Raw genomic sequence first — 16,397 nt, forward strand, 5'->3', positions numbered from 1 at the left:
CCGACGATTCACCGGTTTTCAGCTTAATCGCATCCAGAATACGTCAGACGCGCATATGCCGTCAGTCCTTGCGGCGCACCACGAAGGCGATGCCGGTCAGCGCGTCGCCGTAGGTGTTGAACACGCGACGCATCTCAATCACACGCGCACGCAGATCCGGGTGCGTCAACACGTTGCGCATGATGCGTAGCACGCCGGCCAGCCCTTCGTCCGCGATATTGCGGCGCATCTTGAGCAGTGCCATCGGTTCGACGCCGTGCCAGAGCACCTCGAATCCTTCCGACTCGAGCAGCGCCCGCCATTCGTCGGCGGTGAGCGGCCTCGCGTTCACCTTGATGGCCCGCGCAAGGTCATTGCGAATCGACTCCTTGACGGACTCGTGAAGATCCTCGGGCGCGAGTCCCATCTCATGAATCGCATACAGTCCACCCGGCTTGAGGATGCGGTGCGCCTCGCCGATAATCGCGCGTTTGCCGCGCTCGGACTGCATGGTGAGCATCGCCTCGCCGATCACGACGTCAGCGGTCTCATCCGGTAGACCGGTCCGCGAGGCATCCGCCTCGATGCAGGTGCCGCCCACCGACGCGGCAAGCGGGCCGATGATTCCGACCACCTGCTCATCCCGGTCGACGCCGGTGTAGCCGGCCGGCGCGGCTTCGAGAATCAGCCGCGTGGTGCGACCAAGACCCGGCGCGAACTCCACCACCCGCTTGCCCGCAATCGGCGTATGCGCCAGCATCCGCTTGGTGAGCTTTTCCCCACCCGGTCGCAGCACGCGCTTGCCGAGACGGGCCAACACCCAATGCCCCTGCATATGCTCCGCATCGCGGCCGGCCTGCGGAAGCTGCGATTCCGTGAGGTCATCCCCTCGATTCGCTGCTGTCATGGTGCCATTGCGTTCATTCATATGTTCAATGCGTTCATTCACGGCATCCAGCATACGGAATCATTACCATCCACAACAGTCTGGTTTTTCCGCGCGGATTGTGGTATGTGGGACGCGTTTGCCTGCGACGCAGTCACACGAATGCGCCTCAGCATCTCCGCGCGATGCTTCAAAACCCGGTGAGTCACACAAATAGCCGAATCACCGCCACTACGGATAGCGCGTAGACGAGCACGCTGAACGCGGACTGGCTGACGCGACGGGCCACCCAGCGCCCACAGAGCACGGCGATAATCACCAATGGAATCGTCCATGCCATCGCCGTGAAGTTCGCCCATGTAATCATGTTGAGGCCGATGGCGAACGGCAGCTTGACCATGTTGATGATGAGGTAGAACCATGCGGTGGTGCCGAGGAAGCGCATGACCGACAGGTTTTCGGACAGGAAGTAGATGGAGGTGATCGGCCCGCCCGCGTTGGCCACCATCGTGGTGAAGCCGGCGAGAGCGCCGCACACCACGCGCTTGACGAACGCGAATGCGCGTGCCGCAGACCTCGGCGGCACGGTCGGCCCGTCATTCACCGAACCGTTCGCGGCCGCACTTGCCGCATCCGAGTCAGACTCGTCTGCGCACCGTCCGCCCTTGCCCGCAAATGCACCGGCAGCATCTCCAGCAACTTCACCGGCAGCATTTCCCATGGCGTGAATGTCGCGAGCGGCATCGACGGCATGGTCACTGTCATGCGCCTTCGACGCGCCCGCCCGTGAGCCGCAGACGAATCGTCGCCGCACCAGAGACAGGAAGTACATGCCCACGAACACCGCCAGAATCACGCCGATGGTCAAGCGCGTCACGGTGTCGTCCGCGACGAACAGGAATCCGGCGCCCGCCACGATGCCGATGGCGACGAACGGGAACAGGCGCAACAGCGTGCGGCGCGACACGTTGCCCCGGTACGCCCAGATGGCGCTCCAGTCGGCCACGATCGCCATGATGAGCGTGATGCCGGTGGCCTCCTTGGCGGGCATGACGGCGGTGAGCATGGCCACGGCGAGAATGCCCGCACCGGGTGCCAATGATTTATCCAATCCGTACAGTACCGCGGCGATCGCCACCATCGCCATCACATCAACCGCCATTCGCGCCGACCTCTTTGCTTCTCATACCAGTGTCTTCAGCGTCCAACGTATCGTGGTCGCATGCCGATCGCATCACAACGGCGAACAAAATCGTCATAATGCCACGTCGTGTGGAGTTATTGCGCGCCCCACGGCAGCACCGCGCGGAATACCACGATATGCTGTTGCATTATCGGACCACGGCGATCGACAGATGACCGGTAGGAAGCAATCCGTACCGGTCGCAAATCGACCGCCCCGTCACCATGGCAATATCCGCATGGAAATATCGTCACCGTGGAAAGGAGACCGCATGGCACGCCCCAGAGCCGACCACACTCAACACCGGCCAGCGGCTCGTCCTCGAATTCGCATCGAGTGACATACTGGGCATGATCGGCAAGGCGCAGACCCTGTTCACACCCGGGGGGATGGAATGGCCCGCTCGCTCAGCGATGCCTGACGTCGTAGCCCGGCTCATCAACTCGATCCGAACCGGTGACGCAGACGATGCCAGTGCAGACGACACCAGTACAGACGACACCAGTACAGACGCACAGAAGGAGTGGACACCATCGACGGGCTTCTGACGGCGGCTATCTGACGGAGACCACTAGCGCCGCGTCTTCCCGTCGGCCGATTCCAGACTGCGCATCTTGAGGATGCTCGCAACCGCCGCGGTGCCCAGCGACACGATGATGACCACCAACGACAGCCAGGTGGGCACCTCCGGCACGACCTCGATCGGATGGCCACCGTTGAGGAAGGGAAGCGTATTGCCGTGCAGCGCCTCCATGACGAGCTTGACGCCGATGAATCCGAGCACGACCGACAGGCCGACCGGCAGGTAGACGAGCTTGTCAAGGAGCGCGCCGAGCAGGAAGTACAGCTGCTGGAGGCCAAGCAGGGCGAACACGTTCGTGGTGAACACGATGAACGGGTCCTTGGTCAGGCCGAAGATGGCCGGAATCGAGTCGAACGCGAACATGACGTCGGTCGTGCCGATGGCGAGGAAGACGACCAGCATCGGAGTGAAGTACTTCACACCGTCCTTCTCGGTGCGCAGTCTCTCGCCGTCGTATTCGCTGGAAATGCGCATCACCTTGCGCAGCACCCGGATGATGCCGTTCTCGTGATACTCCTCGTCGTCATCATGACCGGTCGCGAGTTTGAGCGCCGTGACGATCAGGAATGCGCCGAAGATGAAGAAGATCCATGTGAACCGCTGGATCAGCGCCGCGCCGATGAGGATGAAGATGCCGCGCAGAATAAGCGCGACGGTGATGCCGACTGACAGCACGTACTTCTGCAGCACTTTCGGCACGGCGAAGTTCGACATGATGATGACGAACACGAACAGATTGTCGACGCTCAGCGAGTATTCGGTGAGCCAGCCGGAATAGAATTCGACGGCGGGCTTCGCTCCTGCGAACGCCCACATGAGACCGCCGAAGATCAGCGCAGCCACGACGAAGAACGCGATATGCTGCACGCATTCCTTCGTGGACGGCACATGCGGCTTACGGCCGATGACGAAAAGGTCCACGACGAAGAACGCGCCGAGCACCACGAACGTGGCGATCATGAAAGCAAGAGGAGTTTCAGACATGGCCCCCAGCATAGGCACAGGCGCTGACCCACCGGGCGAATCGGTCATTTGCTCGCCTCCGTGATCTGCCGCAGCTCCTTCTTGAGATCGCGGATCTCGTCTCGCAGACGCGCCGCCAATTCGAACTGGAGCTGTTCGGCCGCGGTGTGCATCTGTTCGGACAGCTGACGGATGAGGTCGGCGAGATCCTGCGCAGGCAGTCCAGCCTTGAGGATCTCCTCGTGACGCTTGTCCGCCTCGCGTCTGTCGAATGCTGGCACGCCAAGATGCGTATTGCCGGCCTTGCCCGCATTGCGATAGCCTCCCGCCAGCAGCGTGGCCGTATCGACGTCCTCCTTGGCGAGCATGTCGTTGACGTCGCTGATCTTCTTGATGAGCGGCTTGGGATCGATGTGATGCGCCTTGTTGTATGCGATCTGCTTGTCGCGACGGCGTTCGGTCTCGTCGATGGCCTTGCGCATCGCGTCGGTCGTCTCGTCGGCGTACATGATGACCGTTCCCGACACGTTTCGAGCCGCGCGTCCGATCGTCTGGATCAGCGAGCGGTACGAGCGCAGGAACCCCTCCTTGTCGGCGTCGAGGATCGCCACCAGCGAGACCTCGGGAAGGTCGAGTCCCTCGCGCAGCAGGTTGATGCCGACGATCACGTCGATCTTGCCCTCGCGCAGCTGGCGCAGTAGTTCGACGCGCCGCAGCGTGTCCACGTCGGAGTGCAGATACTCGACCTTGATGCCGCGTTCGACCAGATAGTCGGTAAGATCCTCGGCCATCTTCTTGGTGAGCGTGGTCACCAGCGCACGCTCGTTGCGTGCGACCCGATCCTTGATCTCGGCGAGCAGATCGTCGATCTGCCCTTTGGTCGGCCGCACCTCGACCTTGGGATCGAGCAGTCCGGTCGGGCGGATGATCTGCTCGACCACGCCGTCGGCCAGTCCCAGCTCATAGTCGCCGGGCGTTGCGGACAGATACACCGTCTGGCCGATGCGATCGAGGAATTCCGGCCATTTGAGCGGCCTGTTGTCCATAGCGGAGGGCAGACGGAACCCGAAGTCCACGAGCGTGCGCTTGCGCGACGCATCCCCCTCGTACATGGCGCCGATCTGCGGCACGGTGACGTGGGATTCGTCGATGACGAGCAGAAAGTCGTCAGGGAAGAAGTCGAGCAGCGTATGCGGCGGCGTGCCCGGCGCACGCCCGTCGAAATGCCGTGAATAGTTCTCGACCCCCGAACACACGCCGACCTGGGTGAGCATCTCCAGATCGTAGGTGGTGCGCATCTCCAGACGCTGCGCCTCAAGCTCCTTGCCCTGCTTGCGCAGTTCGGCCAGCCGATCGTCCAGTTCGGCGCGAATGGTCTTCAACGCGCGCTCCATGCGTTCCGGGCCCGCCACATAATGCGATGCGGGAAAGATGTGCACTTCGCTCTCATGGTCGATCACATCGCCGGTCAGCGGGTGAAGCGTGGAGATGCGATCGATCTCGTCGCCGAAGAACTCGATGCGGATGGCAAGCTCCTCATAGACCGGAATGATCTCCACGGTGTCGCCGCGCACGCGGAACGTGCCGCGCGTGAAGGCGATGTCGTTGCGCTTGTACTGCATTTCGACGAACCGACGCAGCAGCTGGTCGCGGTCGATCTGCTGGCCCTCCCTGAGAAACAGCATGCGCCCGGCATACTCCTCGGGCGTACCCAGACCATAGATGCAGGACACCGTGGCGACGACCACGCAGTCGCGGCGCGTGAGCAGATTCGCCGTGGCAGCGTGCCGCAGCCGCTCCACGTCGTCATTGATGTTGGAGTCCTTTTCGATGTATGTATCGGTCTGGGGAATGTATGCCTCGGGCTGGTAGTAGTCGTAGTAGCTCACGAAATAGCTGATCGCGTTGTCGGGCATGAGCTCGCGGAACTCGGCGCACAGCTGCGCCGCCAGCGTCTTGTTCGGCTCGATGATGAGCGTGGGCCGCTGCAGCCGCTCGATGAGCCACGCCGTGGTCGCCGTCTTGCCTGTACCGGTCGCGCCCATCAGCACGACGTCCTTCTCTCCGTCCTCGATGCGACGCGCCAGCTCCTCGATGGCCTGCGGCTGATCGCCGGACGGCTTGTACGGCGATTTGACGACAAACGGCTTGTTCGTCCGCTCGATATTGAATCCCATCCTCGCCTCCTGACCTCTCCGCCGACCACACACGCATATGGTCGACCAACTTGCAACCACCGTACCAACAACGTCGTACATCTGTTCGATTTGCCGTGTCGCGTCAACGACCCTGCCGAGGCACCCCCGAGCACCCGCCCGTCACGCAACCTGTCACGCAATCCAACACATAATCCGCACAACCCCATGCCAACGGCTCAATACCATCATTTTCACCCCCTCCCGCATAGCAACGACCCCATACATGCGCGATAAAACGGCATGCACTGCGGTACACTGTCGAGCATGTTCTTTGAAATCGCGTTAGGAAGATTCCTGAAACAACTTGCGAAGGTGAAGGGAACCGGCGGCTCCGCGTTCCCCGGCCATGTGCTGGAGCGCATGGACCCCGCGTTCATCTCCAAGGCCCTGCGCCAGGTGCGCAAGGGCATCGTCGTGATCGTCGGCACCAACGGCAAGACGACCACATCCCGTCTGATCGCCGAGCTGCTGCGCGCGCACGGATACAAGGTGTTCAACAACCCCACCGGCTCGAACTGGATCCGCGGCGTCAACTCGGCGCTGCTCGACTACCTGTCCCCCACCGGCAAGCTCGACATCGACTATGCCGTGATCGAACTTGACGAGGGCCATTCCAATCGCTTCATCTCCCGCGTCAGGCCGAACTGGTGCGTGGTGCTCAACGCGCAGCGCGACCAGATGGACCGCTTCGAGGAGATCGACATGATCACCCAGCTGCTGCGCAACGTCGCGAAGTCCTGCGATCGTGGCGTGGTGCTGAACCACGACGACGACCGCATCGTCACCATCGCCGACGACATCGAGACGCCGGTCTCCTACTTCCGCGTCGCCGACGACCTCAAACCGATGTTCCCCTCCGACAACGAGCTGCTCGACTCGATGCTGGGCATCGAAACCGAGAAGGTCAAGGACACGCATCGCTCCGACGACGACGTGGAACTCGTTTCGGTCGGGCGCGGCACTGCGTCGTTCAAGTACGACGGCGAGACGTTCACGACCCCGGTCACGCTCGAAGGCGCCTACAACCAGCAGAACACCGCCGCGGCGATCGCCGTCGTCAAGCGTATGATCGGCGACAATCTCAGCCACGAGGCGATCACGAAGGCGCTCACTCAGGTCAAGCCGGCGTTCGGCCGCGCCGAATCGATGATCTACAATGACCAGCCACTTGAGATCACCATGGTCAAGAACGTGGCCGGATTCCGCGCCGCGCTCAGCTCCTTCGACGCCAAGGGCTGGGCCACGATGACGATGAACAACGACACGTATGCCGACAGCCGCGACATGAGCTGGATCTGGGACGTGGACATGTCGTCGCTGCGCGAAGGCGGCGTCGATATGGTCGCGGGAGTGCGCGCCTACGAGATGGCGCTCCGCCTCGCCTACGACGAGGTGCCGGTCCGCGCCGTCGAGGAGGACATCTTCAAGGCGTTCGAGCGGTTCTGCGACGAACATCCCGATCAGCCCAAGCGCGTCTACGGCTCCTACACGGCCATCCTCGCGCTGCGCACGCAATATCTTGAGGCCGCCGCAGGGCTTGATCCCGCAGGCATTGGCATAGTCGAATGGAAGTACTGAACATGACCAGCGAACGCATCATCACCATCCTCATCCCCTTCCCGAAGGAGCTGGACGTCAACGGCGACTTCGGCAACATCCAGACGATTCAGCGCCGCCTGACCTGGTATGGCTATACGCCGAAGATCGCGGTCTGGCAGGGCGGCCAGCTGCCGACGAACATCGACATCATGCTCACCGGCGGCGGCATGGACTCGGGGCTCAAGGCCGTGTATCCGCATTTCACCGAGCACAGGGCCGATTTCAAGGCGATGGCAGCCGATGGCGTGGCCATGCTGCTGGTCGGCGGCATGTACCAGATGTTCGGCCGCTCGTTCATGCTCGACGGCAACAAGCTGGAGGGGCTCGCCCTGCTGGACGTGACGTCGGGCAAGGCTCCGGAGAAGTACGACGGCAACATCGTCGCTCAGTCGAGCCGCTTCGGCGAGGTCGTCGGCTACGAGATCCACGAGACCGTCACCAAGCTCGGCCCGACCGCCACACCGCTGTGCGAGACGGTGACCAAGGGCACCGGCAACAACGCCGACGACCATAACGAGGGCGTGATCGCGGGAACGCTGATCGGAACGTACATGAACGGACCGATTCTGCCGAAGAATCCCGCCGTCGCCGACTATCTGATCGAAGCGGCCGCCAAGCACCGCTATGGCTCCTTCGAGCCGACCGCCAAGCCGGAGAACTTCCCGGTCGCCGCGTTCATCGACAACGCCCGCAAGGTCGCCGCCAGCCGACCGATCATGCAGGCCGCGCGCATCTGATACATCACCACACATTGGCAACGCCGTAGGCATCCGTCAGAACGCCGCCGACAGCGTTTCCAATGAATCGGGGCGGTTTGCGATTCCAAGGTCGCAAACCGCCCCGATTCATATCTGCAGCCGAGGCCGACTAGTCGACGATGACCGCCTGCGCGCGTCCTTCACCCACCCCGCATACAGTCGGTCCACCTGCGCCAGCATGTCGGGCAAAGGCTGGGTCGCGTCGATAATGATGTCGGCGATCGCGCGACGTTCGGATACACTGGATTGGTGACGAATGCGGTCCTCGGCCTGTGCGCGGCTCATACCACGCGTCGCCATCATGCGAGCGATGCGCATTCCGGCCGGTGCCTCGACCGTTACGATATGGTCGAATCGGAACGGGATCGAGTCGATCACTTCAGCCAGCAGCGGTATGTCATGGACCACGATTTGCACAGCGCCGACGGCATCATCGCCATCAGCGGCACTGGCATCGGCACCGTCGTGTCTGACCGATAGCGCTGCGCGCTCCAGCCGCTCGGCCTCGGCATAGATCAGCGGATGTTCGATGGTGTTCAACCGTTCGAGAGCGTCGGCCGGTGCGTCGGGGCCGAATACATGCTCGGCCATCCATCCACGGTTCATCGTGCCGTCCGGGGCCAAGGCATTCGGTCCAAATGTCTCAACGATGCGACGCAGCCCGACACTGCCGGGTGCCACGACCTGCCGCGCCAACTGGTCATAGTCGATCAGCGTCGCGCCAAGCTCGGCGAAGCGATGCGACACCGTGGTCTTGCCCGCGGCGATGCCCCCGGTCAGCCCTATCCTCATGAACTTCCTCATACACGCCATGCTAATACGTGACACCCAGTTCCGCCCCATGATGCAGGGAACCTCCCATGATGCAGGGATTTCCGCATGATGTAGGGATGCCAAATCCAAGAATGGCGGAAAACCGCCATTCTCCATCACTACACCATGGGAAGATCCCTACACCATGTGGAGAACACTACATCATGGGAAGATCCCTGCACCGTGGAAGAGCGCCGCGCCTCGAAAGGGATATGCAAAACAGGCGCGCATACGAAGAAACCCGACCGCGATGGGTCGGGTTTCCATATGCGCTAAGCGCCAAATGCTAGTGCTAGCCTCACGCTATGCACTGGCAACTAGTGCCAGCGGCTGACAGCCGTGCAGCGAACTCACTTGCCGAGCAGCTGGTCGCGCAGAGCGGCAAGCTGATCGGAGTCGGCGAGGGTGCCGGTGGAGGTGTTCTCGGAGGAGTAGTTCGAGGTCTCCTCGACCGGAGCGGCCTTGCGCTCCTTGGGAGCCTGGCCATCCTCGGCGGCGGAGGCGGCGGCGTTCTCCAGCTCCTTGGCGACGAACGCCTTGTGCTGCTCCCACAGATCGTGGGCGGCCGCGTACTGGGCCTCCCACTCCTCGCGCTGCTTCTCGTATCCGGCGATCCACTCGTTGGTGTTCGGGTCGAAGCCCTCCGGGTACTTGTAGTTGCCTTCCTCGTCGTACTCGGCCGGCATGCCGTACAGCGCCGGATCGAAGTCCTCGGAGTTCGGGTCGACGGAGTCGTTGGCCTGCTTGAGCGACAGGGAGATGCGGCGACGATCGAGATCGACGTCGATCACCTTGACGAACACCTCTTCGCCCGGCTTGACGACGGTCTCCGGGTTCTCGACGTGACGGTTGGCGAGCTCGGAGATGTGCACCAGGCCCTCGATGCCGTCCTCGACGGAGATGAAGACACCGAACTGGACGATCTTGGTGACCTTGCCCTTGACGATCTGGCCGGGGACGTGGGTGCGGGCGAAGCGCTGCCACGGATCTTCCTGAGTGGCCTTGAGCGACAGGGAGATGCGCTCGCGATCGAGATCGACGTCGAGCACCTCGACGGTGACCTTGTCGCCGACCTTGACGACCTCGGACGGGTGGTCGATGTGCTTCCAAGACAGCTCGGAGACGTGGATCAGGCCGTCAACGCCACCGAGATCGACGAACGCGCCGAAGTTGACGATGGAGGAGACAACACCTTCGCGGATCTGGCCCTTCTTGAGCTGCGAGAGGAAGGTCTCGCGAACCTCGGACTGGGTCTCCTCGAGGTACTGGCGACGGGACAGGACCACGTTGTTGCGGTTCTTGTCGAGCTCGAGGATCTTGGCCTTGATCTTCTGACCGATGTACGGGGACAGATCGCGGACGCGGCGCATTTCGACCAGCGACGCCGGCAGGAAGCCGCGCAGGCCGATATCGACGATGAGGCCGCCCTTGACGGCTTCGATGACGGTGCCTTCGACGACGCCGTCGGCTTCCTTGATCTTCTCGATGTCACCCCAGGCACGCTCGTACTGGGCGCGCTTCTTGGACAGGATCAGACGGCCTTCCTTGTCCTCCTTGGTGACGACAAGGGCCTCGATCGGATCGCCGACCTCGACGACCTCGTCCGGATCGACGTCCTTCTTGATGGAAAGCTCGCGGGAGGGGATGACACCCTCGGTCTTGTAGCCGATGTCGACCAGGACCTCGTCGTGATCGACCTTGACGACGGTACCCTCGACCAGATCACCATCATCGAAGTTCTTGATGGTGGAATCGACTGCCTTGATGAAGTCCTCTTCGGTGCCGATGTCGTTGATGGCGACCTTGGTGGCTTCAGTGTTGTTCTCTGCCATGTAAATAGTATGGTTTCTCAATAGATGGATGGATAATTACTCGTTCTTCAGTTATCCGCGCATGCTTGGCGCATACACAAACCGCTACTGTATCGTCAGGCATGGTCATATGCAGCCCACGCACCGGCTCATGACAGTTCGGCGTGTCGTTCGGCCATCTCCACGACGTTGGCGAGCAGCATGGCACGGGTCATGGGACCGACGCCTCCGGGATTCGGCGAGTATGCATGGGCCTTCTCGTAGCATGAGGGGTCCACGTCCCCGCGCACGCGCCAACGGCCGGCCTGCTCGTCGTAGACCCGCGACACGCCCACGTCGAGCAGGATCGCGCCGTCCTTGATCATATCCGGTCTGACGAAGCCGGCGCTGCCCATCGCCGCGACGATCACATCGGCCCGACGCATGTGCTCCGCCACATCGCGCGTGCCGGTGTGGCACAGCGTGACGGTCGCGTTGACGGCACGGCGGGTCAGCAGAAGCCCGATGGTCCGCCCGATCGTGATGCCGCGGCCAAGCACGCACACCTCGCGTCCGTTGAGATCGATGTCATAGGCGTCCAGCAGCTCGATGACGCCTCGCGGCGTGCAGGGCAGCGGCGTGTCGATACGACCGTCGACGTGCAGCACCAGTTCGCCGAGATTGTAGGGGTGCATGCCATCCGCATCCTTGGCGGGATCGATCATGTCGATGATCGCGTTCTCGTCGATGCCCTCGGGCAGCGGCAACTGGACGATGTACCCCGTGCAGGCGAGATCCTCGTTCATCTGCCGAACGGCGTCGGCGATCCGATCGAAGCCGGCGTCGGCGGGAAGATCACGGCGAATCGAGCGAATGCCGATCTCGGCGCAGTCGGCATGCTTGCCGGCCACGTAGCGCACCGATCCGGGATCGTCGCCGACGAGCAGCGTGCCCAGCCCCGGCTGGATGCCCCGCTGCGCCAGACGCTCCACGCGCCGCGCAAGATTCGCCTTGATTGCGGCCGCCGTAGTTTTCCCATCGAGTCTGATGACCATGAAGCGCTCCTCGTTCCCATCGATTCGTTTCCATCGATTCGTTGCCGTTGATTCGTTGCCTTAGCGTTAGGCTATCGTGGATGCAAGTCAATTGGACGGGCGCCTCCACCGCGCGCAGCGTTTGCGGACGCAAACGCAGACACGCACGGGCGCGTCAGGCGCAAGTACACGAACAGGCGCGCACAGACAGACTCACGCAGTCAGAAAGGTCCGAGCATGGGCATGCACCGCAATCTCAAGTCGATCATCGCCGCGGTCGCGGCGGGCGCACTGGTCCTGGCCACGGCCGGCTGCGGGCAGGGATCGAATGCCACCGAGCCGTCGGACCCGTCCGACACATCGCCGATCAACGTCGTCGCCTCGGTCAATCAGTGGGGCTCCCTTGCCCGGCAGATCGGGGGCGACGACGTTGCCGTCACGTCGATCCTCTCCTCCACCGGCGTCGACGCGCACGACTTCGAGCCGAAGACCTCGGATGCGGCGAAGATCGCCAAGGCGGAGGTGGTGGTGTCCAACGGAGCCGGATACGACTCGTGGTCGACCAAGAGCCTGTCCCGCACGACGATCAACGTGTCCGCCGCATCCGTGACGGGAGCGATGGACGGGGACAATCCGCATCTGTGGTTCTCCAAGGACGCCCGCGCGGGCATGGCCAAGGAGCTGACCGACACGTTCTGCCGCGTGCGGCCGGCGCTGCGCAAGGACTTCGAGAAGCGCTACGAGCAATGGAAGACCCAGGAGGAGCAGGTCGAGAAGCTCATGTCGGATTTCGCCGACGCGCACGCGGATCCGTCGTATGCCGCCACGGAGGCGGTCGCCTACTATCTGATGGCCGATATGGGCTTCAAGGACAAGACTCCGAAGGGCTACGCGCAGTCCGCCGCATCCGAGGGCGAGGCGGCGCCGGCCGATCTTCAGGAGTTCCAGTCGCTCATCGAATCGCATGAGGTCGATGTGGTGGTGAACAACACGCAGGAGGCGTCCGACGCGACGAACATGATCACCGGAAGCGCCGGCAAATCGGACGTTCCCGTCTTTGACGTCACCGAGCAGATGCCCGACGACTACACGACGCTCACCGACTGGATCGCGGCGCTGGTGGGCGATCTGTCGGATCTGCTCGACACGGCGGAAACGGGTGACGCGGACGCTGGAGAGGCAGCCGGCGAAACCGGCGAATCCGCCGGAGAGTCCGCCGACGCGGCCTCCGATGGGGCGTCGGAAGAGACTTCCGGCACGGAATCCGATACCTCTTCCGACGCACAGTAGGCATATCGGCAGCTGAGTCGGCAGCCATGTCAGCGGATTCGCCGTCTGGCAACGCGCGCACCCGTAAATGAGAATGATTGTCAACGTCATTTGCCATAATCCCTTAGGCATCACGATCTAGCCACGATCAGGCCACGATCAGGAACTATGCCACGGGAGGGCGCATATGGCATCGGACACGGAACACGCGGACGAGATCGTATTCGACGACGCGGCGGTGCGTCGCGGCGATCGCACCATCTGGAGCCACGGCAGTCTGGCGATCCCATCCGGTTCGGTGACGGCGATCGTCGGTACGAACGGCACCGGAAAGACCACGATGATGAAGGCCGAACTCGGCCTCATTCCCCTTTCGGCGGGATCGCTGACGGTGCTCGGCCGTCCGGCGGGCGAGATGAACCATCTCATCGGCTACGTGCCGCAAAGCTACGCCTCCGACATCGATTCGAATCTGACCGTCGAGCAGTCGGTGCTGCTTGGGCTGACCGGCACACGATTCGGCATTCATCCGATCACCCGTGCGCAACGGGCGAAGGCGCGCGAGGCGATGCGGTTCACCGGCATCGACGACCGTGCGAAATACCGGCTTTCCGAGCTTTCCGGAGGGTTGCGCCAACGCGTGGCCATCGCCCAGGCGCTGGTGTGCGATCCCAAGCTGCTCATGCTGGACGAGCCGCTCGCCAATCTTGATCTCGCCAGTCAGCGGGCCACGGTCCACGTCCTCGCCAAGCTCAACCGCGAACTCGGCATGACCATTCAGGTGGTGGCGCACGATCTCAACATGCTGCTGCCGATCCTCACCGGAGCCGTCTATCTGCTCGACGGCCATCCGCATTACGCCCGCATGAACCAGGTGCTCGACTCCACGTTGCTCACGCATCTGTACGGCACTCAGGTGCAGGTCATCACCACCCCTCAGGGCGACATGTTCGTCACGCCATCGCCCGACGAGCCGGATGATCAGGAACACGACATGCACACCGCGGACGAGGTGGCGCAGATGCACCATCACGCGCATGCGAACGCCGGCACGTCCGCGAACGCAGCCGATGCAGCCGACACCGCGCACGGCTTGAACGGAAAGGACGCCGAATGACAACCTCCATCGATTTCTCCTTCGATCCCGACTGGATGTACACGCTGACCGCACCGTTCATGGCCAACGCGTTCATGGCGGGCCTGTTCATCGCGCTCGCGGCGGGCGTGATGGGCTACTTCACCATCGCCCGCCATTCGACCTTCGCCGCACACGCCCTCGCGCACATCGGACTGCCCGGAGCCACGGGGGCGGTGCTGCTCGGATTGCCGGTGTCGCTGGGCATGGGCGTGTTCGCATTGGGCGGCGCGCTGATCATCGGAGCGCTCGGCAAACGCATCTCCGAACGCGAGGTGGCGACCGGCACTGTGCTCGCATTCGCCACCGGTCTGGGTCTGTTCTTCGCCAGACTGTCAAGCTCCGCCTCGCAGCAGATGCAGTCGATCCTGTTCGGTTCGATTCTGACCATCACCGACGAGCAGATCATCGGCTTCGCCGTGTTCGATATCGTGCTGCTGGTCCTGCTCGCCGTGATCTACCGTCCGCTGCTGTTCAGTTCGCTGGATGAGCAGGTGGCGCAGGCCAAGGGCGTGCCGATCGGCGTGATGAACGTGGCGTTCATGGCGATCATGGCCGGTGTGATCACCATCGCCGTGCCTGCGGTCGGCACGCTGCTCATCTTCGCGCTGGTGATCACACCGGCCGCCACCGCGAACATCCTCGCCGGATCGCCGTTCAAGGCGATGGTCATCGCCAGTGCGCTGTGTCTGGTGTCGATCTGGCTTGGACTCGTGCTCTCGGCGATGTTCCCCGCTCCCCCGAGCTTCATCATCGTCACGCTGTCCACGCTGTTCTGGGCGGTGGCCAAGGGCGCATCGGCGCTGAGAGGACGCTGAGACACAACGCGCATTACGTGCGAATCAGGCGGCGTGACGAGCCTGCAGCGGGCGAACCAGCGCATTGGCGATGGCGGCCACGCCCTCGCCGCGACCGGTGAATCCCATGTGATCGGTGGTGGTGGCGGTCAGGCTGACGCGGCAGCCGACCGCCTGCGACAACGCCTGTTCCGCTTCGGCGCGGCGCGAACCGAGTCTGGGACGATTGCCGATCACAACGACGGATGCCGACGACGGCTCATACCCATGCTCCCGCATGAACGAAACGGTTTCGCGTAACATCGCGCATCCGTGCATGCCGGCACCGCGCGCACCCGCGCCCACACCGAACAGCGCACCGATATCGCCAAGTCCCGCAGCCGACAGCAACGCATCGATCAAAGCGTGCGCCGCCACGTCGCCATCGGAATCCCCCTCGATCCCCTCATATTGCGCCAATGCGGCGGCATCGGCCCCCGCCGGCGCCGACCAAAGCAATCCTGCGAGCCAGAGCGGCCGGCAGGAGCCGGGCGCAGCGAAGCGGTGCGCGTCGAATCCCTGGCCGATCAGCAACGTCGGCAAATCGCATGATTCAGACGACGATCCGCATGCGCTGCCCGCCGCCCTCGCTGCTTCGCTCACTTCGCGTGGACCTCTTCGCTCACTTCTTCTTGGACTTCTTCTGGGAGGCGATGCGCGCAAGCGTATCCGCGGCGGCCTCCTCGGGCGCCTTGGTATGGTGCTTCTCGTCGCCGTCCCGCGGCTCCTCATATCCGAGATTGACGTCAAGCAGACGCTGGGCCTCGGTCTCGTCGAGATTCTCCGACAATGCGATCTCCGAGGTGAGGATGCTGCGCGCCTTCGACAGCAGTCGCTTCTCGCCGGCGGACAGACCATGCTCGTCGACGTCGCGCTGGGCGAGGTCACGAACCACTTCGGCGATCTTGTTGACGTCTCCCGACGCCAGTTTCTCGACGTTGAGCTTGTAGCGCCTCGACCAGTTCATCTCCTTCTCGACGATCGGCGTGCGCAGGATCTCGAACACCTTCGCCACCGCGTCGGCGTCGACGATGTCTCGCACACCGACCTTCTCGGCGTTTTCTACGGGCACGTTGATCACCAGCCCGTCGCTGGAGAGCACCGACAACTGCAGATACTGACGAGAGACGCCCTTGACGGTCCGTTCGGTGATGGCCTCCACCTTCGCGGCACCGTGACGCGGATAGACAACCATATCGCCGACCTTGTATCCCATGAATCCTCCGAAAGAGCAACGAGCAATGCGCAAAAACCAAGAGAACATTATTCCATGCTGGCTGGACGGCAACGCCTGAATCCTGCAGGAACCCCGCAATTGCCGACCGCGAGCCGACTGCGAGCCGCGCCGTAAGCCGACCGGACCGAGCCAAT

The 16,397-nt window shown here is 62.8% G+C and carries 15 protein-coding genes; 6 read left to right on the top strand and 9 right to left on the bottom strand.

Annotation, left to right across the window (positions count from 1 at the left end):
* Window positions 1-61: 61 nt before the first annotated feature.
* Window positions 62-907 (bottom strand): class I SAM-dependent methyltransferase, encoded by an 846-nt coding sequence (locus EHS19_RS01455; protein ID WP_206666301.1) that lies wholly within the window; start codon window positions 905-907, stop codon window positions 62-64.
* Between the two features lie 163 nt (window positions 908-1,070).
* Window positions 1,071-2,027 (bottom strand): sulfite exporter TauE/SafE family protein, encoded by a 957-nt coding sequence (locus EHS19_RS01460; protein WP_151916012.1) that lies wholly within the window; start codon window positions 2,025-2,027, stop codon window positions 1,071-1,073.
* Between the two features lie 245 nt (window positions 2,028-2,272).
* Between EHS19_RS01460 and EHS19_RS01465 the strand changes: the two genes are divergently transcribed.
* On the top strand, window positions 2,273-2,596 hold the full coding sequence (locus EHS19_RS01465) for a hypothetical protein (RefSeq protein ID WP_151916013.1): 324 nt from the start codon (window positions 2,273-2,275) through the stop codon (window positions 2,594-2,596).
* 23 nt (window positions 2,597-2,619) lie between these two features.
* Here the strand turns inward: EHS19_RS01465 and EHS19_RS01470 are convergent, their stop codons facing one another.
* Window positions 2,620-3,615 (bottom strand): TerC family protein, encoded by a 996-nt coding sequence (locus EHS19_RS01470; RefSeq protein WP_151916014.1) that lies wholly within the window; start codon window positions 3,613-3,615, stop codon window positions 2,620-2,622.
* 44 nt (window positions 3,616-3,659) lie between these two features.
* Entirely contained in the window at window positions 3,660-5,771 is a 2,112-nt protein-coding gene (uvrB, locus tag EHS19_RS01475) for an excinuclease ABC subunit UvrB (protein WP_151916015.1), read from the bottom strand.
* Window positions 5,772-6,104: 333 nt separating this feature from the next.
* Here uvrB and EHS19_RS01480 point away from each other — a divergent pair, with 333 nt between their 5' ends.
* On the top strand, window positions 6,105-7,370 hold the full coding sequence (locus EHS19_RS01480; protein ID WP_175578237.1) for a Mur ligase family protein: 1,266 nt from the start codon (window positions 6,105-6,107) through the stop codon (window positions 7,368-7,370).
* A 2-nt stretch (window positions 7,371-7,372) separates the two neighbouring features.
* Window positions 7,373-8,128 (top strand): type 1 glutamine amidotransferase, encoded by a 756-nt coding sequence (locus tag EHS19_RS01485; RefSeq protein ID WP_175578238.1) that lies wholly within the window; start codon window positions 7,373-7,375, stop codon window positions 8,126-8,128.
* Window positions 8,129-8,236: 108 nt separating this feature from the next.
* Here the strand turns inward: EHS19_RS01485 and coaE are convergent, their stop codons facing one another.
* The 3 genes from coaE to EHS19_RS01500 all read right to left on the bottom strand — a co-directional run bounded on the left by coaE (window position 8,237) and on the right by EHS19_RS01500 (window position 11,807).
* Complete coding sequence (coaE, locus tag EHS19_RS01490; protein WP_151916132.1) at window positions 8,237-8,953, bottom strand: dephospho-CoA kinase; 717 nt, start codon at window positions 8,951-8,953, stop codon at window positions 8,237-8,239.
* 359 nt (window positions 8,954-9,312) lie between these two features.
* The gene (rpsA, locus tag EHS19_RS01495) at window positions 9,313-10,794 is read right to left on the bottom strand and encodes a 30S ribosomal protein S1 (protein WP_151916018.1); all 1,482 of its coding nucleotides are present in this window, start codon (window positions 10,792-10,794) and stop codon (window positions 9,313-9,315) included.
* A gap of 128 nt (window positions 10,795-10,922) precedes the next feature.
* Window positions 10,923-11,807 carry a bifunctional methylenetetrahydrofolate dehydrogenase/methenyltetrahydrofolate cyclohydrolase gene (locus EHS19_RS01500; RefSeq protein WP_151916019.1) on the bottom strand — a complete coding sequence of 295 codons (885 nt, stop codon included), beginning with the start codon at window positions 11,805-11,807 and terminating at the stop codon, window positions 10,923-10,925.
* A 222-nt stretch (window positions 11,808-12,029) separates the two neighbouring features.
* Here EHS19_RS01500 and EHS19_RS01505 point away from each other — a divergent pair, with 222 nt between their 5' ends.
* The 3 genes from EHS19_RS01505 (at window position 12,030) to EHS19_RS01515 (ending at window position 15,008) form a co-directional block, all read left to right on the top strand.
* Window positions 12,030-13,076, top strand: coding sequence for a metal ABC transporter solute-binding protein, Zn/Mn family (locus tag EHS19_RS01505; RefSeq protein WP_421745080.1), 1,047 nt, complete (start codon window positions 12,030-12,032; stop codon window positions 13,074-13,076).
* A gap of 166 nt (window positions 13,077-13,242) precedes the next feature.
* Window positions 13,243-14,172 carry an ABC transporter ATP-binding protein gene (locus EHS19_RS01510; protein ID WP_151916021.1) on the top strand — a complete coding sequence of 310 codons (930 nt, stop codon included), beginning with the start codon at window positions 13,243-13,245 and terminating at the stop codon, window positions 14,170-14,172.
* Window positions 14,169-15,008, top strand: a complete 840-nt coding sequence (locus EHS19_RS01515) for a metal ABC transporter permease (protein ID WP_151916022.1) — start codon at window positions 14,169-14,171, stop codon at window positions 15,006-15,008. The genes EHS19_RS01510 and EHS19_RS01515 overlap by 4 nt, the downstream gene beginning before the upstream one ends.
* A 24-nt stretch (window positions 15,009-15,032) precedes the next feature.
* On the opposite strand, the gene EHS19_RS01520 is transcribed toward EHS19_RS01515, so the two are convergent.
* Both EHS19_RS01520 and EHS19_RS01525 read right to left on the bottom strand, forming a co-directional pair.
* Window positions 15,033-15,560 (bottom strand): 2-C-methyl-D-erythritol 2,4-cyclodiphosphate synthase, encoded by a 528-nt coding sequence (locus tag EHS19_RS01520; protein ID WP_175578244.1) that lies wholly within the window; start codon window positions 15,558-15,560, stop codon window positions 15,033-15,035.
* Between the two features lie 88 nt (window positions 15,561-15,648).
* Complete coding sequence (locus EHS19_RS01525) at window positions 15,649-16,242, bottom strand: CarD family transcriptional regulator (protein WP_151916023.1); 594 nt, start codon at window positions 16,240-16,242, stop codon at window positions 15,649-15,651.
* Window positions 16,243-16,397 lie beyond the last annotated feature (155 nt).

Source organism: Bifidobacterium jacchi (assembly GCF_009078285.1).
GTDB lineage: Bacteria > Actinomycetota > Actinomycetes > Actinomycetales > Bifidobacteriaceae > Bifidobacterium > Bifidobacterium jacchi.